This window comes from Gammaproteobacteria bacterium (genome assembly GCA_016199745.1).
GTDB lineage: Bacteria > Pseudomonadota > Gammaproteobacteria > Acidiferrobacterales > Sulfurifustaceae > JACQFZ01.
On record JACQFZ010000056.1, the window covers coordinates 77,962 to 103,106 of the forward strand.

Consider the following 25,145-nt stretch of genomic DNA (forward strand, 5'->3'; position numbering starts at 1 on the left):
ATCGCTATATCGTGGCTTGCGCGAAGCGCATCGCCAAATGATCGACTACTTGTGCCGGCGCAAACGTCTGCTGCCCGTCGCCACTGCCGCGCAAATCTTTTACAACGACGCGGTCGGGCGCTTCCAGCAACAACACATACCGTGCACCACTCTTGTCCGCCTGCTTGAGCTGACTTTTCAAGCTACTGTCGCCGCAATGACAGGCGACCCGCAAACCGCGATTGCGCAGACCTTCGGCCAGCCGCAAGGCATCGGCCACCGGTGCCGTTTCAAGCCGCGCCACATAAATCTGCGGCGCATCGCTAGGCACTTGGACGCCGGACTGGATGAGCAGTTCGATCAACCGCTCAACCCCAAGGGCAAAACCAAACCCCGGTGTCGGCTTGCCGCCCATCAGCTCGACCAAACCATCGTAACGTCCGCCGGCGCACACGGTCGCCTGCGCGCCGAGCCGGTCGGTGGTCCATTCGAAAACCGTACGCGTATAGTAATCGAGACCGCGCACGAGTCGCGAGTTAACCATATATTTGAGACCAGCGTCGTCGAGGAGTACCCGCAGTTGTTCAAAATGAGCGCGCGATTCGTCGTCGAGATGGTCCAGTAAGTTCGGCGCCTGTTTCAGAATTTCCTGGGTCGCGGCACTCTTGCTATCCAGCACCCGCAGCGGATTGGATTCGAGCCGCCGCTGGCTGTCTTCATCAAGCTGGTCGGTGTGGGCGCGCAAATATTGCACCAGCCGTTCGCGATAAGCGGCGCGCGCCGCCGGCGTACCGAGGGTATTGATCTCGAGCGTCAGATCGTTCAATCCCAGCGCCTGCCAAAACCGCGCCGTCAGCAAAATCAGCTCGGCATCGACGTCCGGTCCGGCCATGCCGAACGCCTCGGCGCCGATTTGGTGAAACTGGCGATAACGTCCTTTCTGCGGCCGCTCATGGCGGAACATCGGTCCCATGTACCAGAAGCGTTGTACCTGGTTGTACAACAAACCGTGCTCGATACCGGCACGTACCGTACCGGCAGTACCTTCCGGCCGCAACGTCAATCGATCGCCGTTACGATCGTCGAAGGTATACATCTCCTTCTCGACGATATCGGTATGCTCGCCAACGCCACGGGCGAACAGCTCGGTACGTTCGATGATCGGCAAACGTATTTCGCGATAGCCGTAGGCGTGCAACACCGACCGCGCCACGGCTTCGACGTGGTGCCAAAATCCTAAGACCTCCGGCAGGAGGTCGTTCATGCCGCGCACGGCCTGCAAGACCTGTTTCAAGCGAATACCAATCGGTGAAGAAATAGATGGGTTAACGACTACCTGGATCATCCAGCGTGAAACGCGCTACCGGACCGCGCTTGTGACGTTGTGCATCGTACGGTTTGCCGTTGTACTCCACTTGCACACCGTCGACGTTTCCGAGGAACACACTGATCGGTGGCACTCCTTGGACACTGACGACGCGTCCGCCACTGATCGTTTGATACAGCAGGCGGTGCTCTTCCGCATCGCGCACGTCCGCCCAAGAATCTTCCCGCACACGTAATACCACGCGTGCCAACGCAACGTTCGGGTTCGCCGGCGGTGGCGGCACTGCCGCTACTGGCGGCGGCGTAATTTTTTCCGGCGCTAGCGTAGCGGTAGTCGTCGTAGTGGTCGTCAACGGTATCTTCTCGAGCACCGGTGGCGCTGCTGGTTCTGGCGCGTTCACCGGTTCATTCGACGTCTCCGGCGGTAACACGTCCGTCGACGACGGTTGCGGCTGCGGCTCTACCGGCAAATCGGCAAACAAGTTCGACGGTGAGCTCGCCGGCGGCGGCGGCGGTGCCGGCGCGCCACGTGGTGGCGACTCTTCGCTGCCACTCCACCACAGCGCCGCTAAACCGACGACCAGTCCAACCACGACCACGGTACCGAGCTTGACCAAACTGTCGCTGCTCGTTATTTCCTTGACCGGCGCCGGCGCCACCATGTCGTTGCGTTGGGCGGCGATCGGTAACCGGTTAAAGGCATCAAGTAAACGCTCCGGCGAAACGCCGAGCAACACGGCGTAACCACGTAGGTAACCGCGCACATAGGTCGGCGCCGGCAGCTTATCGTATTCGTCGCGTTCGAGCGCCGTCAGACGCGCTAACGATAAATTGAGCGAACGTGCTACTTCCTCGATCGCTAAACCTCGATCCTCGCGTGCCTGACGCAACATCGCGCCCGGCCCTGTTCCGCTCGCAGTGTTTCGTTCCATAACGCCTCAGCCTTTCTTGTCTACCGGCTTTTGCAGTTTTAGTGCCTCGGGCGACGTCGGAAACTTCGAACGCAGCCGTAAGGCATAGCTCGCCTCGTCGTTCTTATGGCCCAGCAAGCGCTCTATTTGCACGGCGAGTATCAACGACTCCGGCGTATCTTCGGTCGCTTCTAAATAACGTTGTATGAATCCACGCGCCGCCAGCGTGCGGCCGGCGTCGAAACTAATGCGCGCCATGTGAAACAGCGACGGCGGCCGCCGCGGGTCGCTCTGCAATGCTTCACGAAAAAACGGTTCCGCCTGGGCGTACATCTTCCTGTTGGCGTAACAAAGGCCGGCGTTCTCATAAGCAATCGCCGGCGTCTTGTAGAGCGGATTGGCGACGGCACGCTTGAACAACTTCTCCGCTTCTTCGACACGACCGCGTTCGCAAAGGAAAGCACCAAAATTGTTTTGTGCCTCGGAATTGTTCTCGCGACTGTGCACCGCTTTTTGGAAATAGCGCTCGGCAGCTTCGTAGTCTTTGAAGCGCCATTGCAACAACGCCATGATGTTATTCGCCTGCGAATGATTGGGGTCGGCAGCCAACGCCTTGTCGAGACGCTCTTTGGCGAATTCGAGTTGACCACGTTGCAGAAAACTACTGGCGAGCTCGGCGTTCGTTTCCGCCAGACGCTGCTTTCTGGCGTCGTCTTCCGCCATCGATGCACAACCGACCGTAAGCGCCGCCAACAGAACGATTGTCAGTCGCGGCGCGCGCACGTTATTCCCCAGTGGCACGCGCCAGCCAACGCACACGCCGGCCGGTACGATCTTGAATACGCCCGGCCAGCTGGCCGCAGGCCGCATCGATGTCATCGCCACGCGTGCGCCGGGTAATGGTCATCAACCCGGCCTGCATGACGATATCGCGAAATGCATCGATCGCCTTCTTCGACGAGCGCTTGTAACCGGTGTGCGGAAATGGATTGAACGGAATCAAATTGACCTTCGACGGAACGTCGTGCAACAGCGCCACCAGTTCGCGGGCGTGCGTCACGGTATCGTTGACGCCGTCGAGCATCACATACTCGAACGTCACTCGCCGATGCGGATCGTTGGCGATATAACGCCGGCAAGCATCGAGCAATTCGGCGATCGGATATTTTTTATTCAGCGGGACGATCTCGGTGCGCAACTTGTCGTTCGGTGCATGCAATGAAACCGCGAGGCTGACCGACACTTCTTCACGCAGCTTATCGATCCACGGCACGAGCCCGGCGGTACTCACGGTAACGCGGCGACGCGACAGGCCATAAGACATGTCGTCGAGCAGCACGCGGATTGCCGTAAGCACGTTGTCGAAGTTGAGCAACGGTTCGCCCATGCCCATGAACACTATATTAGTGATGACACGATTGGCTTGGCCGCGCCCGCCGAGCAAACGATTCGCCTGCCACACTTGGCCGATGATCTCGGCAGCCGTCAAATCGCGATTGAAACCTTGGCTACCGGTCGAACAGAACGTGCAGTTCAAACCGCAGCCGACTTGCGAAGAAATACAGAGAGTGCCGCGTCCCTCTTCCGGAATGAACACCGTTTCGATGCAGTTGCCATCCGCCATCTCGAACAGCCATTTGCGCGTACCGTCAGCGGCCAGCTGATCGAGCTTGACGGTCGGCCCGGCGATGATCGCGGCGTCGACCAGGCTGGTACGCAAGGCTTTGCTCAGATTGGTCATGGCGTCGAAGTTGTCGACGCCATATTGATGTAGCCACTGCATGACCTGCAGGCCACGAAACGGCTTTTCACCGAGAGTGGCAAAGAAATCCTGCAAGCCCTGGCGATCCAGGCCGAGCAGATTAACCGGTGTAGGTGTATTCGGGGTCACGACACTCTCTATCTATCTGTATTACTGTATTAGCGTTTACGCGGAAAAATATCGCCGTTGTTAAAAAAATAGGCGATTTCGGTGCGCGCCGTCTCGACGGCATCGGAACCGTGAACTGCATTCTCCTCGACGCTGGTGGCGAGATCGGCACGGATGGTTCCCGGGGCCGCCTTCTTCGGATCGGTCGCGCCCATGATTTCACGATGGCGGGTAACGGCGTTTTCGCCTTCCAACACCTGCACCATGACCGGGCCGGATGTCATGAACTTCACCAGATCTTTGAAAAATGGGCGCTCTTTGTGCACCGAATAGAAACCTTCGGCCTGCTGTTGATTGAGCTGCAGCATCTTGGCCGCCACCACGCGCAGACCAGCGCGCTCGAAGCGAGCGTAGACCTCGCCAATCAAATTACGCGCTACCGCGTCGGGCTTAACAATAGAAAGAGTGCGTTCGACCGCCATGAATACTCCAGTTCTTAATGAAGAATTTGGGACAAAATGTGGAAAGAATTACAAATTTCTTAGTAATTACCGGTACATAGTGTAGCGTCTTGTTTATAGTCAAACAATCGCGCCGCCCTATTCCCAACGTGTATCACGCACCTGAATGCGACCCGCCTCGATGCGAACTGGAAAGGTCACAATCGGCTCGTAGGCCGGTGGCGCCGTCACTGCTCCCGTTTTAATACAGAAACGCGCGCCGTGCCGTGGGCAAACGATCTCGGTTCCCTCGATCGGCCCCCCGGTCAAGACGCCGCCATCGTGGGTACATACATCCTCGATGGCATAATACATACCAGCCAGATTGAAAACCGCCACCAATACACCGTCGACATCGACCACCCGATGCGTACCGGGTACCAACTCTTCGACCTGCGTCACATCCACCCAGTCCGACATGTATAAGGGCTACAACATCCCAAGCTGCAACAGCGCCGCTTCGGACATGCGCTCACGCGACCAAGGCGGATCCCATACCAGCTCGACGGCGGCATCTTTGACGCCATTGACGGCTTTCACCGCATTCTCGACGACACCGGGAAAGGTCTGCGCCACCGGACAACCGGGGGCGGTCAGCGTCATCTGCAAATGGACGTGTGCCTCGGCATCAATGCCGATGTTATAGATCAGCCCGAGGTCATAAATATTGACCGGGATCTCTGGGTCGTAAACGGTTTTGAGCGCGTCGATGATCCGCTCTTTTAGATCATCGGTCGGCTGAGTGACTGGGTCGAGCGCGCTTGTTTCATCAATTCCCATGGCGGCCCTCATTCCGTCGACACGGCGTCGACAGCATTGTCCAGCGCGGCGCGCAACGTGTGCCACGGCAAGGTCGCGCACTTTACCCGCGCCGGGTATTCGCGTACGCCTGCCAACACGCGCAGCTTACCGATTTCGGTCGGCTCACCATGCTGCGTTAATAAATCGAGCATGTCGCGAAACAACGTCTCGGCCTGCTCCACTGTTTTGCCCTTAATGCTCTCGGTCATGAGCGACGCCGATGCCGTCGAAATCGCACAGCCCGTGCCTTCGAAACCGACGTCTTGAATCACCCCGTCCTGCACGCGTAGATCGAGCTGCAATTGATCGCCGCAAAGCGGGTTGTAACCCAACGCATGCCGATTCGTCCCTTGCGGCTTCTTTTTGAAGTTCCGCGGCCGACGGTTGTGGTCGAGGATGACCTCCTCATACAGGGCACGTAAATCTGTCATGGACCAAACATCTCCTGCGCGCGGCGTATGCCTTTGACCAAGGCGTCGATATCCGCACGCGTGTTGTACATACCGAACGAAGCGCGCGCCGTCGCCGGCACACGGAAACGCTGCATCACCGGCATGGCACAGTGATGGCCGGCACGGATGGCGACGCCCTCGTTGTCGAGAATCGTGCCGATGTCATGTGGATGAATGCCATCGAGCGTGAAGCCGAGAATACCGGCCTTGTCGCGCGCCGTGCCGACGAACTTCAGGCCTTTAATATCGCGCACGGCATCGACCGCGTATGTCAGCAACTCGTGCTCGTGCGCGGCGATCGCGTCGAGTCCGATCGATGTCACATAGTCGATCGCCGCGCCGAGGGCGATACCGCCGGCGATGTGCGGCGTACCAGCCTCGAATTTATACGGCAGCTCGTTGTACTCGGACTTCTCGAACGTGACGTACTTGATCATGTCGCCGCCGCTTTGGTACGGCGGCATCGCCGTCAGATGGCGCTTCTTACCGTAGAGCACGCCGATGCCGGTCGGTCCGTACAGCTTGTGGGCCGAAAACGCGTAGAAATCGCAATCGAGTTGCTGCACATCGACCGTCATGTGCGATACCGCTTGCGCGCCGTCGACCAATACGAGCGCGCCGGCGTTATGCGCGCGCTCGATGATTTGCTTCACCGGATTGATCGTGCCCAAGGCATTGGAGCAATGGACCACGCCGACGAGACGTGTGCGCTCGCTCAGCAACTGCTCGAATGCCGACAGATCGAGCTCACCGGCGTCGCTGATCGGAATCACGCGCAACTTGGCGCCGGTCTGCTCACATAGGATCTGCCACGGAACGATGTTCGAGTGATGCTCCATGCCGGTGATGAGAATCTCATCGCCCGCGCGCAGGTTCGTCCGCCCCCAACTGCTGGCGACGAGGTTGATCGCCTCGGTCGTGCCGCGCGTAAAAATAATTTCTTGGTCGGAATCGGCATTGATGAACGTGCGCACACGGCTACGCGCCGCCTCATAAGCATCGGTCGCACGCTGACTAAGCGCGTGCACGCCGCGATGAACGTTCGAGTTGTCGCGACGATAGTAATCGGCAATCGCATCGATCACGGCGTTCGGCTTCTGCGTCGTGGCGGCGTTGTCGAGATAGATCAGCGGCTTGCCATGCACCTGCTGCTGCAACGCCGGAAATTCCGCGCGCACGCGTTCGACGTCAAAGCGATCATGCGATCGCCGCGATGTTTGTACACTCTTCGTGGCCATGCTCATATCAGCTCTATCTCCTTCAGTTGCCGTCCATGCAACAGCCGTGTCGTCAACGTCTGCTCCAATGCCTGGCGAATCGGTGCAAGCCGAAAACGGCGCAAGATATCTTCGGCGAACGCGAACGTCAGCAAATCACGCGCGGCCGCTTCGTCGAGCGCGCGCGAACGCAAATAAAACAGCTCGTCCGGATCGAGTTGACCGACGGTCGCTCCATGACCGCACTTCACGTCGTCGGCATAAATTTCAAACTCGGGCTTGGTATCCACTTCAGCGTCTTCCGACAGCAGCAGATTATTGTTCAGCTGCTGCGCATCGATGCGCTGCGCGTTCGGCTGCACGATCACCCGGCCGTTGAACACCGCACGGCTGCGCCCTTCGAGCACGCCTTTGTAGTGCTCGCGGCTAACGCCGCGCGGCTGCGCATGATCGATCAGCGTGTGATTGTCGACATGCTGGCGGCCGGCGATGACGTACAAACCATCGAGCAAGCACTCGGCGCTGTCCGCTACTACCGTCCGCAGATCATTGCGCACCAGCAATCCGCCGATATCGACGGCGTGCGATACGAACCGGCTGGTGGAATCTTGGCGCACATAGACACCACCGACATGAAATCCTTGGGCGCTCTCTTGCTGCAACCGATAGTGCTCGAGCGTCGCGCCGCGTTCGACGACGGCTTCGGTGACGGCATTGGTGAAGTAACGCGCGCCGTCGATGCCGATGTAGTGCTCGATCACCGTCACCTGACTGCCGGCTTCGGCGACGATCAAGTTATGCGGCTGTGCCAACGCGTCGTTTGTGCCGACGTACACCAGATGAATCGGCTGCTCGACCACCGTTCCGGCCGGCACATGGATGCAGGCGCCGTCTACGAGAAACGCGGTATTAAGCGCCGCCAACGGATGTTTATCGATCGGCGCGACTTGGCCGAGGTAAGCGCTCAAGCGATCGGGCGATGTCGCCAGCGCCTCGGCCAACGAGCCGGCAAATCCGTTCTTACCGAAACTCGGCGGATTGGAAAGCGCGGCGTTGTAACGTCCGTTCACGAACACCAACTGATGGGCCGTCTGCCCTGTCAGCAGCGATGCACTTAATTGTTCACGGGTTACCGTCGCCGCCAATGCCGGTTGGAATGCCTGGCGCACCACCGACGCTAAATTCGTGTACTTCCAATCTTCGTGGCGCGTCGTCGGAAAACCAATGGCATCAAAGCTCGTGCGTGCACGGTCGCGCAACGCCTGCACCCACGCATGCGCCTGCCCCGGCAATGCCGCACCGGCCATGGCCTCGAGATAAACCCGCTTGGCGTCGATCGGCGAATCCATTAAATCCTCGCCCCCGCCTCGATCCAACCATAACCGCGGCGTTCGAGCTCTTGCGCGAGCGTCTTGTCGCCGGACTTGGTAATGCGGCCCTGCGCCAACACATGCACGCGGTCGGGCACGATATAATTCAACAACCGCTGATAGTGCGTGACCAACACCGTCGCCCGATCCGGCGCGCGCAATGCATTCACGCCGTCAGCCACGGTCTTCAGCGCGTCGATATCGAGACCGGAATCGGTTTCGTCGAGCAACGCCAAGCGCGGCTCGATCACCGCCATCTGCAGGATCTCGTTGCGCTTCTTTTCGCCGCCGGAAAAACCTTCGTTGACCGAGCGGTAAAGAAGATCCTCTTTCATCTGCACGAGCTTCAACTTTTCTTTGACCAGCGTCAGGAAATCCATCGCATCGAGCTCTTCGAGCCCGCGGTGCTTACGCGCGGCATTAAGCGCGGCCTTCAGCAGGTACACATTGCTGACGCCGGGAATCTCGACCGGATACTGGAACGCCAAAAAAATTCCTTCGCGCGCCCGTTCTTCCGGGCTCAACGCCAACAAATCTTTGCCAAGATAAATAATCTCACCGTCGGTCACTTCGTAACCGTCACGACCCGCCAGCACGTACGACAGCGTGCTCTTACCGGAGCCATTCGGCCCCATGATCGCGTGCACCTCGCCGGCCTTCACCTCGAGGTCGATCCCCTTGAGGATCGGCTTGCCGTCGACGCTGACGTGCAGATTTCTTACCGATAACATCGTCACTCTCACTCCTAAATTAGGACTTGCCAGCCGTCCCTGGCGTCGCTGTATTGACTTCGTTAATCCCCGGCGCGAACACACGTTAAGTGTGTTCGCGAGTACTCCGGCTCAGCCGACAGAGCCTTCGAGACTGACGCCCAACAACTTCTGCGCCTCGACGGCGAACTCCATCGGCAATTCTTTGAACACTTCTTTACAGAAACCGTTGACCACCATCGACACCGCGTCTTCGGTCGATAAGCCACGCTGACGCAGGAAGAACAACTGGTCTTCGCTGATCTTCGAGGTCGTCGCCTCGTGCTCGACCTGCGCCGTCGGATTTTTCACTTCGATGTACGGAAACGTGTGCGCACCGCAACGGTCGCCCATGAGCAGCGAATCGCACTGTGTGTAGTTACGCGCGTTACGCGCGCTCTTTAAAACTTTCACCAAGCCGCGATATGCGTTCTGGCCGCGACCGGCGGAGATGCCCTTCGAGATGATCGTGCTGCGCGTGTTCTTGCCGATATGGATCATTTTGGTGCCGGTATCGGCCTGCTGGCGGTTGTTGGTCAGCGCCACCGAATAAAATTCACCGATCGAGTTGTCGCCTTCCAGCACCACGCTCGGATACTTCCAGGTGATCGCCGAACCGGTCTCGACCTGAGTCCAGGAAATGCGTGCGCTGTCGCCACGGCAGACGCCGCGCTTGGTGACGAAGTTATAAATTCCACCGCGTCCTTCTTCGTCGCCCGGGTACCAATTCTGCACGGTCGAATATTTGATGTGCGCACCTTTCAATGCCACCAGCTCGACCACAGCCGCGTGCAGCTGATTCTCATCGCGCATCGGCGCCGTGCAACCTTCGAGGTAACTCACGTACGCGCCCTCTTCGGCGACGATGAGCGTGCGCTCGAACTGGCCGGTCTTCGAGGCGTTGATGCGGAAATAGGTCGACAGCTCCATCGGACAACGCACACCCTTCGGAACGAAAACAAACGAACCGTCGCTGAAGACCGCGGAGTTGAGCGCGGCGTAGAAATTGTCGGTATGCGGAACCACCGAGCCGAGATATTTCTGCACGAGTTCCGGATGGTTGTGCACCGCCTCCGAGAACGAGCAGAAGATGATGCCGACTTCGGCGAGCTTGTCTTTGAACGTAGTCGCGACCGAGACGCTGTCGAACACGGCATCGACCGCAACACCGGCGAGGATCGCGCGCTCTTGCAGCGGAATGCCAAGCTTCTCGTAGGTCTCGAGCAGCTTCGGATCGACCTCGTCCAAACTCTTCGGGCCGTCCTTCTTGGTCTTCGGCGCGGAGTAATAGATGATCGACTGAAAATCGATCGGCGGATAATGGACGTGCGCCCATTCCGGGGTCTTCATCGTCAGCCAATGACGGTAGGCCTTGAGGCGCCACTCGAGCATGAACTCGGGTTCATTCTTCTTGGCTGAGATCGCACGGACGACGTCTTCGCTGAGACCCGGCGGCAACGAATCGGCGTCGAGGTCAGTGACGAAGCCGTGCTGATACTCGCGACGGATCAGATCTTCCACTTCTCGGTTCGGTGTAGCCATGACGTTAACCGTTTGAAACTACGTTGACGCGCCCGCCGGCGCGGCTGACCGGTAGACTGATAAAATTCCGCGGTGGCTCAGCCATCTCCGCCAAGGTGACACCGGCAAGCGCATGACGGACGGCGAGATTAATGCTCTGCCAATTAGTACGAATCGAACAGGACGACTCTTGCGAGCACAGCCCTTCGGAGGTACCGCACTCCGTCAGACCCACTCGGCCTTCGAGCGCATCGATAATTTCCACCACGCTGATCTCACGCGCCGGACGCGCCAAGGAATACCCCCCTTTCGCGCCCCGATGCGATACCACCAATCCTTCACGGGCTAAACGCTTCAATATCTTGCTCACCGTCGGCGCGGCGATCTGTATCTCAGTCGCGATCTCGCTGGCTGCGTGCAGCCGCGCTGATTCCCGCGCGAGGTAGGTCATTACCACCGTTCCATAGTCCGTTAATTTGCTCAGCCGCAGCATCGATCGAAGGGTCTCAAAGAATTCGGACTATTTTAGTACTGTATGCAGGCAAAGACCAACTAAATTGCTAAATCTTTCAGCGATGGGAACTAGATGCTGAAGCTCTCGCCGCAACCGCAGCGGGCTTTCTCATTGGGGTTATTGAAGCGGAAGCCTTCGCTCAACCCTTCGCGGGTGTAATCGATTTCCATGCCATCTAAAAACAAAAGATTCTTTGGATCGACGATGACTTTTACGCCGAAGCTCTCGAACACCTGTTCATCCGGCTCAATGGAGTCGGCGTAGTCCACAATATAGGTCTTACCCGAGCAACCGACCGTCTTAATGCCCAGTCGCAACCCTTCGCCTTTGCCGCGACGCGCCAAAAAATCCCGGACGCGGGTTGCTGCTTTCTCAGTTAACGTAATAGCCATTTCAATTTAAGCTCTTGCGATGTTTTATTGACGCGATAGCGCCGTAATCGGTATACGCGTCTCGCGCGCTTCTTGGCGTGACGCCACCTCTTGGACATGCGGACGCGACACTAAATCCGCCAGGGTAATTCCCGTCAGAAAGTCATGGATTCGGAAACTCAGCTCTTCCCAAAGTTGATGAGTAAGACACGGTTCATCACCCTGACAATTGCGTTCTCCACCGCAGCGCGTTGCGTCGATATTCTCGTTAATGGCCACAATGATCTGCGCCACCGAGATCTGCGACGGCGGACTCGATAAGCTGTAACCCCCGCCAGGACCACGAACGCTATCCACCAAACCACTTCGACGCAGCTTGGCGAATAATTGCTCTAAGTAAGACAGGGAAATTCCTTGCCGTTGCGCGATATCGGCAAGCGTGACCGACCCTTTTTCGTAACGCAGTGCCAGGTCTAACATCGCCGTAACCGCGTAGCGTCCTTTCGTCGTCAACTTCATCGCTTCGTCCTAGCGTCTACCTGATACCCTTAATTCTACATGCCTGATTAAATCCATCAACTATTAGCTTAGCCGGTCCTATCGTCCCAGCCGGTTTTTCCGTCGGTCTCTGGATCTTCTAGACTGGACACTTCGATCTGCGGTAGGTCCAAATTTACTTTTATGCCTGATTTTTCAAGGGTTTCGGAAAGGATCTTCATCTTCTGATCGATCAGATGTAGGTGGTCGAGCAAGCAATCGATGGCATGCGCGACGGGGTCAGCGACATGGCGCGCTTGGCCATACGCCTCGAAACCCATTTTCTTAGCCATTGCCTCACGCTGCTGCGTCTGGGCGTCAGTCGTCGCGAGGATGACGCGGCCCGGTATGCCAATCACGGTGGCATCAGCGGGCACATCTTTTACGACCACTGAATTCGAACCAACCCGGGCATTATTACCAATATGTATAGGTCCGAGGATTTTCGCGCCCGCCCCTACCACCACGTTGTTACCTAACGTCGGATGACGCTTTTCATTCCGCCAAGAGGTACCCCCCAAGGTTACGCCGTGGTACAGCGTGCAATCGTCGCCGATCTCAGCCGTCTCACCGATAACAACCCCCATACCATGATCGATAAACAAACCTCGCCCAATTTTGGCGGCGGGGTGAATTTCGACACCGGTCAGAAAACGAGTGAGCTGACCGAGGATTCGCGCCAACCAATGGAGGCGCCAGCCCCAAAGTCGATGGGCAACACGATGCAACACCAATGCGTGGATACCCGGGTACGTCGTTAATACCTCGAGCACCGAACGAGCCGCTGGATCGCGCCGAAAAACGCTTTGTATATAGCTACGTAGATTAGAAAACATAGGGTATTAGGCTCAATCCGTATTATTTATGTCAAGTTCTCGGCTCGACTGTTCCACTGCGGTTAAAATTCCACGGAGGATATTGACCTCATTACGGTCCAGCTGCGCCCGATTAAACAGGCGCCGCAACCGCCGCATGAGCAGGCGTGGATTTTCCGGGTCAATAAATTTAATGCGGGTCAGAACCTCTTCCATGTGGCGATAAAAAAGCTCGATATCTTCGATCCGTGCCGGTGGATCCGACGAAATAACGGGTGCTGTGTTTCCGCCAGTCGCCGTCCGATACACTTCGTAGGCAATGATTTGCACGGCGCAGCCGAGATTAATCGACGGATAATCTGGGTTTGTCGGGATATGCACCAACGCGTGGCAGCGGTCGAGCTCATCGTTTGTCAGCCCGGTCCGTTCTTGACCGAACATTACCGCCACCGGCCCACGTTGCGCCTCCGCCAGTAAACGAGTAGCGCAAGCTGCCGGATCCAGGAATGGCCAGCTGATGCGCCGCGAACGGGCCGATGTGCCGACGACGAAATGACAATCGCCGATCGCCTCATCAAGCCGTGCACAAACCTGCGCGCGAGCCAAGATATCGTCCGCATCGGCAGCCCGTGCTGTCGCCTCTGGGCCTGGATAATTCTCCGGTGCAACCAGACACAACTGTTCCAACCCCATATTTTTCAGCGCACGTGCGGCCGCGCCGACGTTACCGGGATGCGTCGGCCGAATGAGTACGGTGCGTATCGCTTTGAGTAATTCCATTGAAAAATCATCGCTTTTAACGTGCCGACGCAGCTTATACAATCCCGCGCTTTCGCGCCTTTACAATTCGAGACGTCCTATGCACCCGATGCTGAACACCGCGGTGAAAGCCGCACGCCGTGCCGGCAATATTATTATGCGGCACATTGATCGACTCGAACGCTTGTCGATCGAGAGTAAAGGACGTAACGACTTCGTGACCGACGTCGACCGCATGGCCGAGAACGAAATTATCGACATTTTGCGGCGCGCCTATCCGAGCCATGCCTTCCTCGCCGAAGAAAGCGGCAGTCAAACCGGCGACGACTTTTGCTGGATCATTGACCCGCTCGACGGCACCACCAATTTCTTACATGGTTATCCGCAGTTCGCCGTCTCGATTGCGCTGCAATATAAAGGTAGGCTCGAGCAAGGTGTGATCTTCGACCCCCATCGCAACGAATTGTTTACCACCAGCCGTGGTCAAGGCGCACAGATGAATGATCGGCGCATCCGCGTAAGCCACACCCACGACTTCCGCCAGGCGTTGCTCGGTACCGGCTTTCCGTTCAAGTCGGCGCAACACTTGGAGCTTTGGATCAAAGTATTTCGCAGCGTCGCCCCGGAAACTAGTGGCGTGCGCCGCGCCGGTGCGGCAGCACTGGATTTGGCGCATGTCGCTTGCGGGCGGTTCGATGGCTTTTGGGAATTCGGTCTGCGGCCGTGGGATATGGCGGCGGGGTGTCTCTTAATTGAAGAAGCCGGCGGGCTCGTCAGCGATCCGGCCGGTGGCCGCGATCACATGGCAACCGGGCTACTGATAGCCGGCAATCCGAAAATCCACCCGGAATTACTAAAGCAAATACGGCCGCATCTGCCAGCAGAGCCAATTAGCGCTTGGAATTAAGACCGAACGATGTCGGCATAAACGATTTGCTCGAACGAACCGGTGCGTTCGAGCAATCGCAACACGCTGACACGTCGCGGTTCTCCGTCTTGCTCGATCAGCTCGAGCTCATCGCCGACACGACAGGCACCGCGCGCCAACAATAATGTCGAAGGACGCCGCGCGACTTCAACCACTGGCAGTCGCAATCCCGGAAACCAATTTCCCGACGTACGTCCGGCGATGCGTACCGCCAATGGCGTAGCCACCGACGCCAACACTTCCACGCCGACTTCCAAGCTGCCGCTCTCGGGACTCTTGATCCAACGTATGACCGCAGCGCGCCAACGACCGATATCGCTCGGCTGTTGTACGCCCAGCAAATCACCAACGCGCAACGACGTAGCGGCATCGCCATAACGTGCGATCGACATGCCTTGCGGACTCACGTCGCGCAACTGCCACCGATCCACTCGATGATTTTCGTTAACGGGTGCCACATCGGCAGATGTGGTCCCTAATTCGGGCGCAATACCGTCGGCCTCGTCCAACTCAACAAACGCAACATCGGGCGCTTCGGCATCGCGTATCGGCGTTTTATTTTTCGGTAATCGCGCAGCATACATGGCAAACGGCCGCTGGCCGTTGGCGTAGAAATGGAGCGCGGCCAAACCGAGCGAAACAAAGACGGTACTGCTGCGCTGCTGGCGCGCATAACGGCGCCGCGCGCTATCACCCCAGGCACGTAGCATGCGCTGCAACAAATCGGCCCAGGTACTGTCGAGGCAATCAACGCCGAGACGAGAGGCGTCGATGTGCTCGCCCCGCTCCAGCGCACTTACCAGCTCTTGCAACGTATGCACTAATTCGCGTGCATCGAGTAGTCGCTCGGTATCACTCGATGTTGGCGCGTCGCGTGTTAACGGAACCGGCGGCGCATCGGCGGCGAGATCGATTAAAAATAACGCGCCGGCACCACGCTGTAGCGATACCGGCTGTACCCGCGCCTGCCGACCCCGCTGTAATAAAAATGCATGCACCTGTTGCGCGCCGTTGTGCGGCAATTGATACGGATTAACCAATCCCAACAGTAGCGCCTGCACATAACGTTCGCCGATTGTGGTCGATGCCGTCGTCGGATCACCTTCAAAGGTCAACGCCTCTTCTGCCAATTGCAACGATTCGGCAAGCCGATAGAGCTCGTGCATCTCGCGCCAAACACCGGGCGGACACGGCATATAAAGGAGATAAGATCGCCGCAACACCTCGCTCGAATGATGCAACGCCCGCTCGATACAGCGCGCGAATCGGGCTTTTTTACCGAACAACAAGCGCGTGCGACTTAGGTCGCGCAAACAACACTTGTAGCCGTAAGCCATCTCAATGTGGAGTTGACGAATAAACTCGGCGAGTTGGCGCTTTTTTACACTCAACGGCGGTGCCGCGTGTGCCAAATGTAAGTGCAGCCCCGCACAGACGGTGTTGACCGCCGGTTCGTACAACATCATCAACTCTAACCGCGTCTGCACCCGCAGATCGAGACGATTGATGGTATAGAGCGCTTGATAGATTTCACGGGCGGACTCGTTGCTGTTCGCCAGCGGCAATGCGTCCAGCCAAGCCTGGGCATATTTAGGATCGGTCTCGGCTACCCAGCCAGAGACACGGCGTGCAGGAACGGAGAGGACGGGACTATACACCGGTATTTTTCAAGCAAGACCCTGTTAGGCCGTTAGCAACGACTCTTTAATAAGTAGCCTAGCACACGGATTAAACAGTGCCGGATCCAGGGCGGATCCGGACGAATACGGCATGCATCCCCCGAATATTCCTTAATATATAAGGTAGAAAACGACGGTATTTATTACAGCCCGGCGCGCCGTTGTCCATGGTAGAGGCGCACTATCCGTAATCGGCCGTCGACCTTTTCTACATAAAAACTCAGGGAACCAGCAAACGTCTGTGGCTCCTCCTCGCCGGTACGTCGAACTTTGACGTCAAAGTTACCCCAGCCGTGCGCTTGGTTATCTTCCACTTCCCAATTGACGTGCCCCAGGCTGATTTGGCGTACGTCCGTTGTCCGGAAAAAAGTATCGTAGTCTTGGCGTATACCTTTGCGCGTCGTTTGATCGTTGGTACGCGCATTATCAGCGAATAAGCCGACGAACTGATCAACATCACCTGCCTCGTATACCTGCGCGAAACGACGCAATAAAATCGCCAATTCTTCTTGAGTGATATTCATCAACGCCGGCCGTGCCGAGGCCGACGCCGCCGGCTTTGTCGCGGTAGGTGCAGATAGTGCAGGCTCCTCATCCTCTGCCGGAACAGGTGCCGGTGTCGGTATTGGCGCCTCTTTAGCAACTGGTGCCACCGGCGCAACTTCGACTGGCTTTTCTATCTTGGCCACCACCGGCGGCGGGGCTACGGGGGCGGCGACCTCCGGCTTTATCTCCGGGGGTTTCACGGCGGGGACCGCCGCACGGGCGGTCTCCGCCTTGGCGGTTACCGCTTTATCCGCACTATTGGTTCCCTGCCGCACCACGGTCGACGAATGGGATTCGTCAACTTTTTCCTTGGCATTGTGCTCGCTGCTCTTCGGCGTCGACACCTCTTTCTTAGTCAACGTCGGTGGCGCTGGCGCGGGTACTTCTTGCGCCGGCGCGGCGCTCGGCAAATCAGGTGTTGCCGATACATCTGGCTCATAGGCCGTCGGCGGCGGCGCCGGCGTTGGAGCCGGCGCTTGTTCGGTAGGCGCAACCGGCGCCGGTGGCGCAGACGTCACCAACACATCCGGCCCATTTCTATGAATATAAAGGATCAGTGCAATCGCACCGACAACAAGTATGGTCGCCGTAAGCGTGATGGCTGTGGTCGAGAGCCGCTGTAGAAAGGTACCCTGAACAACCGGCGGTGACATACGCCCGGGATGCATATCGCGCTCGGGGGAAAAACGATCCGCTTGCGATACGCGCGGGCTCGATACGTCGTGCTCGTAGGTCGTAGGTTCGGTAAATGTCGGTGGCGGTGGCGGCGGTGGTGACACCCGAGCCTTCGGCTGTCTGAAAGGTTTTTCGGTGACCTTGCGCGACGATGGAGTTGTCGCTCGAGCAACGATAGCGACATCGCTCGCTTGTGCTAATTCGTTCGGCGTCCACGGATCGCTAGTGCGCTCATTCGCCACGCGCTCTTCTAACTCGGCGGCCAACTGCTCGATCGAGACTATGTCCCCATCGCCACCCTGGCCAGACGCTGTCGCTTTGGTCGCCGAACGCTTGACGATATCGTCCATACGCGCCAAATCGTCCAGCGCCATGTGCACTAACACGTCGGTGATTTCGCGCTCTGACTGCAGCGAGCCAAGCGACAACAACTTGTAGCAAACCTGATTTACGCCCGCTTCCGTTCCATCGGTAAAACGATAAATTTTTTCATACGCAGTGTTGCCGATGCGCACAGCCCATCCGAGCTCGCGCAAACGCCGCTCAACATACTCTTGGGTTTCTCCAGCAGTCATCATAAAACGTCCTTGCAACTAACCGTAATCAACTCGACGAAAGATAACATAGCGATCTACCCACATCATTGCGCCGAAGCCTGACAAATCGATAACGCTCGGGCAGCCAATACGATGACAAACTCCGCACTGTGCCTTGCTTTTTCCACTAAGCCGCTCATCCGTACCCCTACTACCTCTGTCTAAATCTCATGGAAATCCCTAATTGCAAATCCATAATCAGTTCACACCAGGTCGAGCTATCTCGATGGGTCAGCGCAAGGACGGCTTAAGACGGAGCGGAGGCAAGAGGCGTACCGCGCAAAACATTCGTATAGATCGCAACGCCCTCTTCAACTTTCACTCCACGTCTCAACAATAAAGCAATTTTGCCCCTTGCTCGACCGACACACTGACAGCTCGGTAACGGAAGTGCACTCGGCCACGAGTGCCTGATCGACCGCCCGCTTTTGGGCTTGGGAGGAATACAATGCGATTTCTTATCGCCGACTCCAGCCGCGCACTGCGTCAGCTCGCACTAGTTTTAACAACAATATTAGTGGTGGCTTGCGGTGGGGGCTCAGAAGATACGTCTTCTCCCGCATCGTCAAACAATTCCGATAGCTCGCCATCGCCGTCACCAACACAAACTCCTGCTACTACGCCGAGCCTAACCCCGGCACCAACACCTACCCCAGATCCGACACCTACGCCGGAGCCAGCACCGACGGACATGTTGCTGCAACTTAGCTGGCAACCGAACACCGATGTCATTGCCGGCTACCGCGTTTACTCCGGCCCAACGGTCGCTGGCGCCACAACACAGGAATCGGATCTCACCGTCACCGGCAATCCCAATTTCAATTCGCGTGCGCCGCTGGTTACCTATTACGCCGCGCGTGACCTCAATCTTAAGACCGGCGACACCGTTTGCTTCCGGCTACGCGCTTACAACGCCGCGAATGTGCTGTCGGCGTATTCACAAGCCACGTGCGGCACCATTTGACTGATCAGGGAGATCTCACAATGAAACGATTGACTGCACACTATCGCCTCACCGGTCGATTCAACCTTCGCCTGACGCTGTTCGCCGTCCTATCATTCGTGGCAACGCCGCTAGCGGCAGCGTTGGCGACAAATGATATCGCCGGACAACTGCGGGTGACGTCCACCACCATCGGTGCCGTCGAAGCCGTTGCCGCGATTATCGAGCCCACCCCACCGACAATGCCGGCGACAATATCACTGACCATGCAGCGCGTATCGTTGTAGTAGAACGCCGACCTCGATGAGCGCCGTACCGGCAAGCGATAAAAAATCGTTTGGCGGTCGCTCATCGGGCGAGCGGCCCGGCCGCATTACCGTGGTCGCGATCTCGCTTCCGCCGGCAACGGAAACCGGTACAACGCCTCGTAGGCACTCAGCAGTTTCGGTACTTCATACTTCCACTCAAGCTCGTTCTCAATTCGTCGGCGACCGTATGCGCCCATACGCTCGCGCTGTTCCGGTCGATCGAGCAAATAGACAATCTTCTCCGCCAAGTCGACCGCGTCGTTACCCTTAGCATATAACGATGCTTCACGCGCTGAGAACCAACCTTCGGTCAGCTCAAATTGAACGATCGGCTTACCAAGCGCCATGTATTCCATAATCTTGTTCATGGTCGATTTATCGTTCATCTCATTAGCGACGTCCGGGTTAACGCAGACATCGGCGGTGTTGAGCATCGCCAGCATTTCTGCATCGGGTACACGGCCGGTAAAGGTAACGTACTCGGCAACATTGAGCTGCTTAGCGTACGCCCGCATGTCCTCGAGCTCAGTCCCGCCACCGACCAATCCAAACTGGACGTCGTGCCGCCCCACGGTATGAACGAGGTACTGCACGGCACGCAACAGGATATCAATGCCTTCTTGCTTACCCATGACGCCGACATAACCGACCAAATACTGCCGACCACGCTTCAACGCCACCTCGGGCTCTTGAATACGCAAGCGTCGGAGATCCGGGCCACTACGCACGACATAGACATTCTCCGGCTCCATGTGACCGCGCTCGATGGCGATACGCTTATACGATTCGTTCGTAGCGATCGATACGTCGGCCGTCATGAAGGTCAACCGCTCCAGGCCGCACAACAGCCGGTAAAACAAATCCCGGCGGCCGAACTTCGCCTCGTACAACTCTGGATTGATATCGTGGTGATCAAACAAAAAGCGCTTACCAAACAACTTGAACACTAGACCAATGATAAAAATCGTATCCGGTGGGTTGCAGGCATGGATAACGTCGAAACCGCGCGCAAAGAATACACGCCAGGCCAACACGAACTGCCAGAACAACGCCACCGAGTATTCGATGGCGTAGCCGAGCGCGCCGGAAGCTTCCATCGGCAACGGGTGACGATAAATGTGGATACCATCGATAACTTCGCGCGGCGTGTCGTAACCCTTCGCACGCGGGCAAATAATCGACACGTCGTAACCCGCCGCCGCTAGTGTCGTCGCTTCCTGCCAAACACGCCGATCGAACGGTACCGGCAAGTTCTCGACAATAATGAGTACCGAGCGCCGCCTACCAACAGATGCCATCGTACCTGCCCTTATCGGCGTTTTCCGTGACCCGCACAAAATCGACCAATATTTGATCGTCACGTAGCTTTGCCGGTATTTGCCGAAACTCTGGATCGCCGTTACCGATGACAACGGTGTCGGCGAAATCGATCACCTGATCGAGCTCGTCGGTCATGAGGCGTGAGATATGCGGAATGCGATTGAGGATGTAATCGCGATTGGCACCGACTAAACCAGCAAGGCGCACATTTTTATCGTATAACCGTAAGTCATAGCCTTTACCGATTAACCGTTCGATCACTTCGACCACCGGACTTTCACGCAAATCGTCGGTACCTGCCTTGAAGCTGAACCCGAGTACGCCAATCTTGCGCTTGCCTTTATCGAGAATCATGCGCAAGCCGCGCTCGATCTGACGCTCGTTGCTCGGCAAGATGGCGTTCAAAATCGGCAAGTCGAGATCAAGCGTGCGTGCTCGATACGTCAACGCGCGCACGTCCTTCGGCAGACACGAGCCGCCGAAAGCGAAGCCGGGCTTCAGGTAATACGGCGACAAGTTCAACTTGGTGTCTTTGCAAAAAATATCCATCACCTTGTGGCCGTCGATGTTCAGCGCCTTGCAAATATTGCCGATTTCGTTGGCGAAGCCGATCTTCAACGCATGCCAAACGTTGTCGGTATACTTCACCATCTCCGCCGTTTCGATGTTCGTCTGAATCAACGGCGCGTCGATGTCGCGGTAGAGCTGCGCCACAACCTCGCCACTGCGCTCGTCGGTCGTACCAATGACAGTCTTGGGCGGATGATAAAAATCGTGTACCGCCGTCCCTTCGCGCAGGAATTCCGGGTTGATACAAACGCCGAAGTCGGTACCGGCGCGTTTGCGCGATGCCTCTTCGAGCGCCGGGATAACGACGTTGCGCATCGAACCCGGCAGCATGGTGCTGCGCACAACGACGATATGGAAGCCGCCTTTGTGCCGCAGCTCGACGCCAATTTCGTCGCATACACGCCGCACGTAGCTAAGGTCGAGGCCGCCATTGAGCTGGCTCGGCGTACCGACGCATATAATCGATAAATCGGTACCACGAATCGCCTGGGCGACATCGCTGGTAGCGCGCAGGCGCTTGTCGCGCACCGCTTGTTCAATCAAGGCGCCGATGTCTTTCTCAATAATCGGCGACCGCCCTTCGTTGATAAGCTCGACCTTTGCACGTGTCGGGTCGACGCCGATCACCTCGTGACCGTTCTTTGTAAAGCAACCGGCCGAGACCGCACCGACGTAACCTAAGCCAAAAATACTAATTCGCATGTCGCAATTCCCTTAAACGCGTTGCTGCTACTCCTCGGCGGACCTCACAACTCCATCACCCCTCGGGGCCGACATGACACCGATACTCGGCAATATCGTCATTTCGATGGAAGACCGTGGAAACAACAGAAGAGACAAGCTGCGCAACACAATGCACCAAATCTTATATTCATGACCTGCTCTAATTTTTGCTTTTTAGTAATCGACAGCATAAGGGAAAATAACGCGCGGATAGAGACGACAGAGAGTGTGGGGAAAAAACCCTACTGACCGCAAGAAACAAAGAAATACGGTGCTTGCCACCGTAATGACAAGCGCGCGGTGATAACGACTAAGGGAAACTCCTTATATAGTTCAGGATTTGATCGCCATAATTGATTTCGATAGCCCCATGAAACGCTCGCGTCGAATCTCGGCATCGGGGAACAACTCGCGCATATCACTGGTTCCGAGTAAATTCCAAGCGGGCGTAGTCCGCTTTATCCAATAGCGGTTGCTCAGCGCCAGCACTTTGAGTTGCATCGAGCGCGGCAAATAACCTACGAATGGCAACCACGTATGGCTTTCGACCGGAAACCACTTGTCCGGTGTCTGCACATAGTATTGCTTGCCGAGCCGGCGTATCTCATTAGCGAATTGGCGCTGGCGCCGATGCGCGCGCTTTTGAAATTCTTGGCCGTCGTGCATGGCCCAGACCTCCGATTTAGGCACCGTGACGTGCTCGATTACGGACGAGCAATACACGATATCGAAGAACCGATCCTCGAACGGCAACCGACCGGATTCCGGCATTTCCACCGGCACGAAACCGAAGCGTCGGTGTCCTTCCTCCAGACGTCCGAGATCGGAATCGGCGATATAGACGTTATTCGGTTGCGCGCCGGTGCCGGCCAACATCGCCGCCACCGCCGAACCGTCTTCCGAACCGATATCGAGAATACGTGTCGTCGAGCTGAGCGTGAACGCTTCGCGAAAAACGCTAGCGCGCTTAGCGCGCGCCTGCCGCCGCGCGGCCTGCACCATTGACTGTACAGCGCTCATTCCATCCTCCAATCTAAGAATTTGTTGAAAAATCCCACTCCTTGGACTCTTCAGCTCGCGGCGCCGCGAGCAAGCATTCGAGCGTAACGCTAAGGCGGACCGTGCCCGAGATCTGGTTTTGCCAAACCACTGTTGTCGTCGGTTGTTTGACGCCGAAACGGCGCGATACCCAACCTGCCGGCCGTGCATTGTCACCACGATAAAGCGTGGCAGTTACCGCGGCGTCGATAGGTGTCAGCAGCAAGCGCCGACCGTTCCGTTCGGCGATCACACGACCCTCATCGTCGAGCTGCACAGCGACGTCCTCGGCGAAATGCCAGAAGCGCTCGACCCGATGACGGCCACTGCATTCGATAATGTCGGTGAGTCGCAGACAACGGCGATGCTTCTCGAACACCAGCTCGCGTTTATGTCGTACGGGATCAGTCAGCCGACAATAACCGGTGTGGGCACCGCGCCAACGGTCGTTATCGACACCCGGCTGCCATGATTCGCAAGTGACATCAGCATGCTGGGTCCAGAGAAAACTGCCGCCGATTACCGATTGATCGGCACCGTCGATGCGCACGGTGTTATGCGCCGCCGTGCCACGAAAGTAATCGCGCCACTTGCGTTCGGTATGGTAAGCGTAGGTCCCCGGATCGATCAGAAACTCATTGCCGCCGATCGATAACGTGAACGCCAGCGCATCGGCATGACCATGCGCAGCAATACGCTGATAGCCAAGCGGTCCAGCGTCGGCAACGATGCGTACCTCTTCCGCCGTGTCGAAATCGCTGCCAAGAACGTAATAGCCGCCCTCCGGGAACGCCCGCGGCAAGGTACTCGCCGGCGATGTCGCCGGCACGCGCCTAAATGTCTGCGCGCCCTCCTCACCGAGCAGCCAGCGACTTTTGTCGTCGAACGTACCCGCCTTTGTTTTGAAGTCGCCTCGCTCGAACAACGAGGCGCCGGTCGCCAACAGCGAACGATAGGGACAGAACTCCGACACTTGCGGCAACGCCGTCACGTAGCCGTCATCGGCGTCGCCGATCATGGGCACATTGCCGCCAACGTCCATCAGTGCCGCAACGAATTCGAGCATGGTTTCCAATCGCTGCCAGTACTCGATCGGAAAATCGTCGCCGTTCTTGCGCCCAGCTAAACCAGCGAGCAGCTGGAAATCGAAAACGAATTGCTGATAGGAAATCGCCTGCTCGCGGTTCACACCGTCGGCACCGTTTTGCTGCAGCGTCTCACGCAGCAACTCACGACGCGCCGCAGCGCGCCACTCCGGCGTCTGCCGCCAAAACGGCCAAGTGGTCGCGCCGATATACAGGCCGGCGGCTTCGCCGATCAAATGATTGTTGGCCGATGAAAAGCGTGAAAAGTGGCCGCGAATAAAATGCTGATGGCGATAAATCGCCTGCAGCCATCGTTGCTCGAACGCCTGCCATTCCGGCTGCCGTTCCCGCTCCGGCGGCGAACCGATGAGTTGCCATGCCAAGCTCCAGTTAATCAACCGGATCGCTAACTCCAACGAGCTAGTCCAATTAGGGCCGCGCAAATACGGACACTGGGCAAACCAAGAATCGAGCTGGCGCTGCAAGCCTCGCAAATACCGCGGATCGGCCGTCAGGCGATAAGCCTGCGCCAACGTCACGAGGTGCAAATGCCGGTTCGGCTCCCAAAGATATTTGATATCGCCAACCTGCAGCTCATCGCGATAATCGAGCGTTTTTCCGAATGCCAGCGGCGCGACCCGATGACTCTTGGGATCACGATTCCACTCCGGCACGTCGCGATAAGTGTATTCACAATCGAAAACCGTCAGATGACCGGCAAGTATCCGATCGGCCGCGGCAACATAACGATCTGGCACAACCACGGCATCGACCGCCATAAACGCCGATACCGGGCGAATCTCGGGCGCTGGTACCGACTGCGCCGTCGCCACGCCGATCTGTTGCACCTGTGCACTGAGTTTTTGTTGCAGACGATAAGCGACTTCAGGCACAGACATACAGCGCAAGCGATTCCAATACCAGCCGACCGAACCTGCGGACGCGCCGGTACTCATCGCTCGCTCCATGCGCATCGCGCGCATAAGAACGCGGAAGATTTTAGCTCCATTGAATCAGCGGCACTCCTTACCGCACCCCCGCC

26 protein-coding genes are annotated in these 25,145 nt (G+C 57.3%); 3 read left to right on the forward strand and 23 right to left on the reverse strand.

Translation table 11 applies throughout. The features are described from left to right. Positions 1 to 4 precede the first annotated feature (4 nt). The 17 genes from hisS to HY308_15140 form a co-directional block, all read right to left on the reverse strand. Positions 5 to 1,273, reverse strand: a complete 1,269-nt coding sequence (gene hisS, locus HY308_15060) for a histidine--tRNA ligase (GenBank protein ID MBI3899595.1) — start codon at positions 1,271 to 1,273, stop codon at positions 5 to 7. 31 nt (positions 1,274 to 1,304) lie between these two features. Then, complete coding sequence (locus tag HY308_15065) at positions 1,305 to 2,237, reverse strand: DUF4115 domain-containing protein (protein ID MBI3899596.1); 933 nt, start codon at positions 2,235 to 2,237, stop codon at positions 1,305 to 1,307. 6 nt (positions 2,238 to 2,243) lie between these two features. Next, a complete protein-coding gene (gene pilW, locus HY308_15070) occupies positions 2,244 to 3,086 on the reverse strand; it encodes a type IV pilus biogenesis/stability protein PilW (GenBank protein MBI3899597.1) in 843 nt (280 codons plus the stop codon). Continuing rightward, positions 3,001 to 4,107, reverse strand: coding sequence for a 23S rRNA (adenine(2503)-C(2))-methyltransferase RlmN (rlmN, locus tag HY308_15075; GenBank protein ID MBI3899598.1), 1,107 nt, complete (start codon positions 4,105 to 4,107; stop codon positions 3,001 to 3,003). Before rlmN ends, pilW begins: the two co-directional genes overlap by 86 nt. A gap of 29 nt (positions 4,108 to 4,136) precedes the next feature. Next, the gene (ndk, locus tag HY308_15080) at positions 4,137 to 4,568 is read right to left on the reverse strand and encodes a nucleoside-diphosphate kinase (protein MBI3899599.1); all 432 of its coding nucleotides are present in this window, start codon (positions 4,566 to 4,568) and stop codon (positions 4,137 to 4,139) included. A gap of 117 nt (positions 4,569 to 4,685) precedes the next feature. Next, positions 4,686 to 5,006 carry a non-heme iron oxygenase ferredoxin subunit gene (locus HY308_15085; protein ID MBI3899600.1) on the reverse strand — a complete coding sequence of 107 codons (321 nt, stop codon included), beginning with the start codon at positions 5,004 to 5,006 and terminating at the stop codon, positions 4,686 to 4,688. 9 nt (positions 5,007 to 5,015) lie between these two features. Continuing rightward, entirely contained in the window at positions 5,016 to 5,366 is a 351-nt protein-coding gene (locus tag HY308_15090) for an SUF system Fe-S cluster assembly protein (GenBank protein ID MBI3899601.1), read from the reverse strand. Positions 5,367 to 5,374: 8 nt separating this feature from the next. Next, a complete protein-coding gene (locus tag HY308_15095) occupies positions 5,375 to 5,818 on the reverse strand; it encodes an SUF system NifU family Fe-S cluster assembly protein (GenBank protein MBI3899602.1) in 444 nt (147 codons plus the stop codon). Then, positions 5,815 to 7,083, reverse strand: a complete 1,269-nt coding sequence (locus HY308_15100) for a cysteine desulfurase (GenBank protein MBI3899603.1) — start codon at positions 7,081 to 7,083, stop codon at positions 5,815 to 5,817. Before HY308_15100 ends, HY308_15095 begins: the two co-directional genes overlap by 4 nt. Continuing rightward, positions 7,080 to 8,405 carry a Fe-S cluster assembly protein SufD gene (gene sufD / locus HY308_15105; GenBank protein ID MBI3899604.1) on the reverse strand — a complete coding sequence of 442 codons (1,326 nt, stop codon included), beginning with the start codon at positions 8,403 to 8,405 and terminating at the stop codon, positions 7,080 to 7,082. Before sufD ends, HY308_15100 begins: the two co-directional genes overlap by 4 nt. After that, positions 8,405 to 9,157, reverse strand: coding sequence for a Fe-S cluster assembly ATPase SufC (sufC, locus tag HY308_15110; GenBank protein MBI3899605.1), 753 nt, complete (start codon positions 9,155 to 9,157; stop codon positions 8,405 to 8,407). The genes sufD and sufC overlap by 1 nt, the downstream gene beginning before the upstream one ends. A 111-nt stretch (positions 9,158 to 9,268) precedes the next feature. Next, positions 9,269 to 10,717, reverse strand: coding sequence for a Fe-S cluster assembly protein SufB (gene sufB, locus HY308_15115; GenBank protein ID MBI3899606.1), 1,449 nt, complete (start codon positions 10,715 to 10,717; stop codon positions 9,269 to 9,271). Between the two features lie 4 nt (positions 10,718 to 10,721). Continuing rightward, positions 10,722 to 11,189, reverse strand: a complete 468-nt coding sequence (locus tag HY308_15120) for an SUF system Fe-S cluster assembly regulator (protein ID MBI3899607.1) — start codon at positions 11,187 to 11,189, stop codon at positions 10,722 to 10,724. Positions 11,190 to 11,278: 89 nt separating this feature from the next. Then, complete coding sequence (gene iscA, locus HY308_15125) at positions 11,279 to 11,602, reverse strand: iron-sulfur cluster assembly protein IscA (protein MBI3899608.1); 324 nt, start codon at positions 11,600 to 11,602, stop codon at positions 11,279 to 11,281. A gap of 24 nt (positions 11,603 to 11,626) precedes the next feature. After that, positions 11,627 to 12,100, reverse strand: a complete 474-nt coding sequence (iscR, locus tag HY308_15130) for a Fe-S cluster assembly transcriptional regulator IscR (protein MBI3899609.1) — start codon at positions 12,098 to 12,100, stop codon at positions 11,627 to 11,629. Between the two features lie 68 nt (positions 12,101 to 12,168). Beyond that, positions 12,169 to 12,954, reverse strand: a complete 786-nt coding sequence (gene cysE, locus HY308_15135; GenBank protein MBI3899610.1) for a serine O-acetyltransferase — start codon at positions 12,952 to 12,954, stop codon at positions 12,169 to 12,171. Positions 12,955 to 12,966: 12 nt separating this feature from the next. Continuing rightward, positions 12,967 to 13,713, reverse strand: a complete 747-nt coding sequence (locus HY308_15140; GenBank protein MBI3899611.1) for an RNA methyltransferase — start codon at positions 13,711 to 13,713, stop codon at positions 12,967 to 12,969. Between the two features lie 79 nt (positions 13,714 to 13,792). Between HY308_15140 and HY308_15145 the strand changes: the two genes are divergently transcribed. Beyond that, positions 13,793 to 14,599 (forward strand): inositol monophosphatase, encoded by an 807-nt coding sequence (locus HY308_15145; GenBank protein ID MBI3899612.1) that lies wholly within the window; start codon positions 13,793 to 13,795, stop codon positions 14,597 to 14,599. On the opposite strand, the gene HY308_15150 is transcribed toward HY308_15145, so the two are convergent. Both HY308_15150 and HY308_15155 read right to left on the reverse strand, forming a co-directional pair. After that, positions 14,596 to 16,278, reverse strand: a complete 1,683-nt coding sequence (locus tag HY308_15150; GenBank protein ID MBI3899613.1) for a hypothetical protein — start codon at positions 16,276 to 16,278, stop codon at positions 14,596 to 14,598. The genes HY308_15145 and HY308_15150 overlap by 4 nt on opposite strands. Positions 16,279 to 16,442: 164 nt before the next feature. Continuing rightward, the gene (locus tag HY308_15155) at positions 16,443 to 18,098 is read right to left on the reverse strand and encodes a hypothetical protein (GenBank protein MBI3899614.1); all 1,656 of its coding nucleotides are present in this window, start codon (positions 18,096 to 18,098) and stop codon (positions 16,443 to 16,445) included. 709 nt (positions 18,099 to 18,807) lie between these two features. Between HY308_15155 and HY308_15160 the strand changes: the two genes are divergently transcribed. Beyond that, positions 18,808 to 19,080 (forward strand): hypothetical protein, encoded by a 273-nt coding sequence (locus HY308_15160; protein MBI3899615.1) that lies wholly within the window; start codon positions 18,808 to 18,810, stop codon positions 19,078 to 19,080. A gap of 20 nt (positions 19,081 to 19,100) precedes the next feature. Then, positions 19,101 to 19,346: a hypothetical protein gene (locus HY308_15165; protein MBI3899616.1), complete on the forward strand. Its 246-nt coding sequence runs from the start codon at positions 19,101 to 19,103 to the stop codon at positions 19,344 to 19,346. A gap of 86 nt (positions 19,347 to 19,432) precedes the next feature. Here the strand turns inward: HY308_15165 and HY308_15170 are convergent, their stop codons facing one another. The 4 genes from HY308_15170 to HY308_15185 all read right to left on the reverse strand — a co-directional run bounded on the left by HY308_15170 (position 19,433) and on the right by HY308_15185 (position 25,059). Next, positions 19,433 to 20,665 carry a glycosyltransferase family 4 protein gene (locus HY308_15170; protein ID MBI3899617.1) on the reverse strand — a complete coding sequence of 411 codons (1,233 nt, stop codon included), beginning with the start codon at positions 20,663 to 20,665 and terminating at the stop codon, positions 19,433 to 19,435. Further along, the gene (locus HY308_15175; protein MBI3899618.1) at positions 20,649 to 21,959 is read right to left on the reverse strand and encodes a nucleotide sugar dehydrogenase; all 1,311 of its coding nucleotides are present in this window, start codon (positions 21,957 to 21,959) and stop codon (positions 20,649 to 20,651) included. The genes HY308_15170 and HY308_15175 overlap by 17 nt, the downstream gene beginning before the upstream one ends. A 354-nt stretch (positions 21,960 to 22,313) precedes the next feature. Then, on the reverse strand, positions 22,314 to 23,000 hold the full coding sequence (locus HY308_15180; protein ID MBI3899619.1) for a methyltransferase domain-containing protein: 687 nt from the start codon (positions 22,998 to 23,000) through the stop codon (positions 22,314 to 22,316). A 13-nt stretch (positions 23,001 to 23,013) separates the two neighbouring features. Beyond that, entirely contained in the window at positions 23,014 to 25,059 is a 2,046-nt protein-coding gene (locus HY308_15185) for an alginate lyase family protein (GenBank protein ID MBI3899620.1), read from the reverse strand. Positions 25,060 to 25,145: the final 86 nt, after the last annotated feature.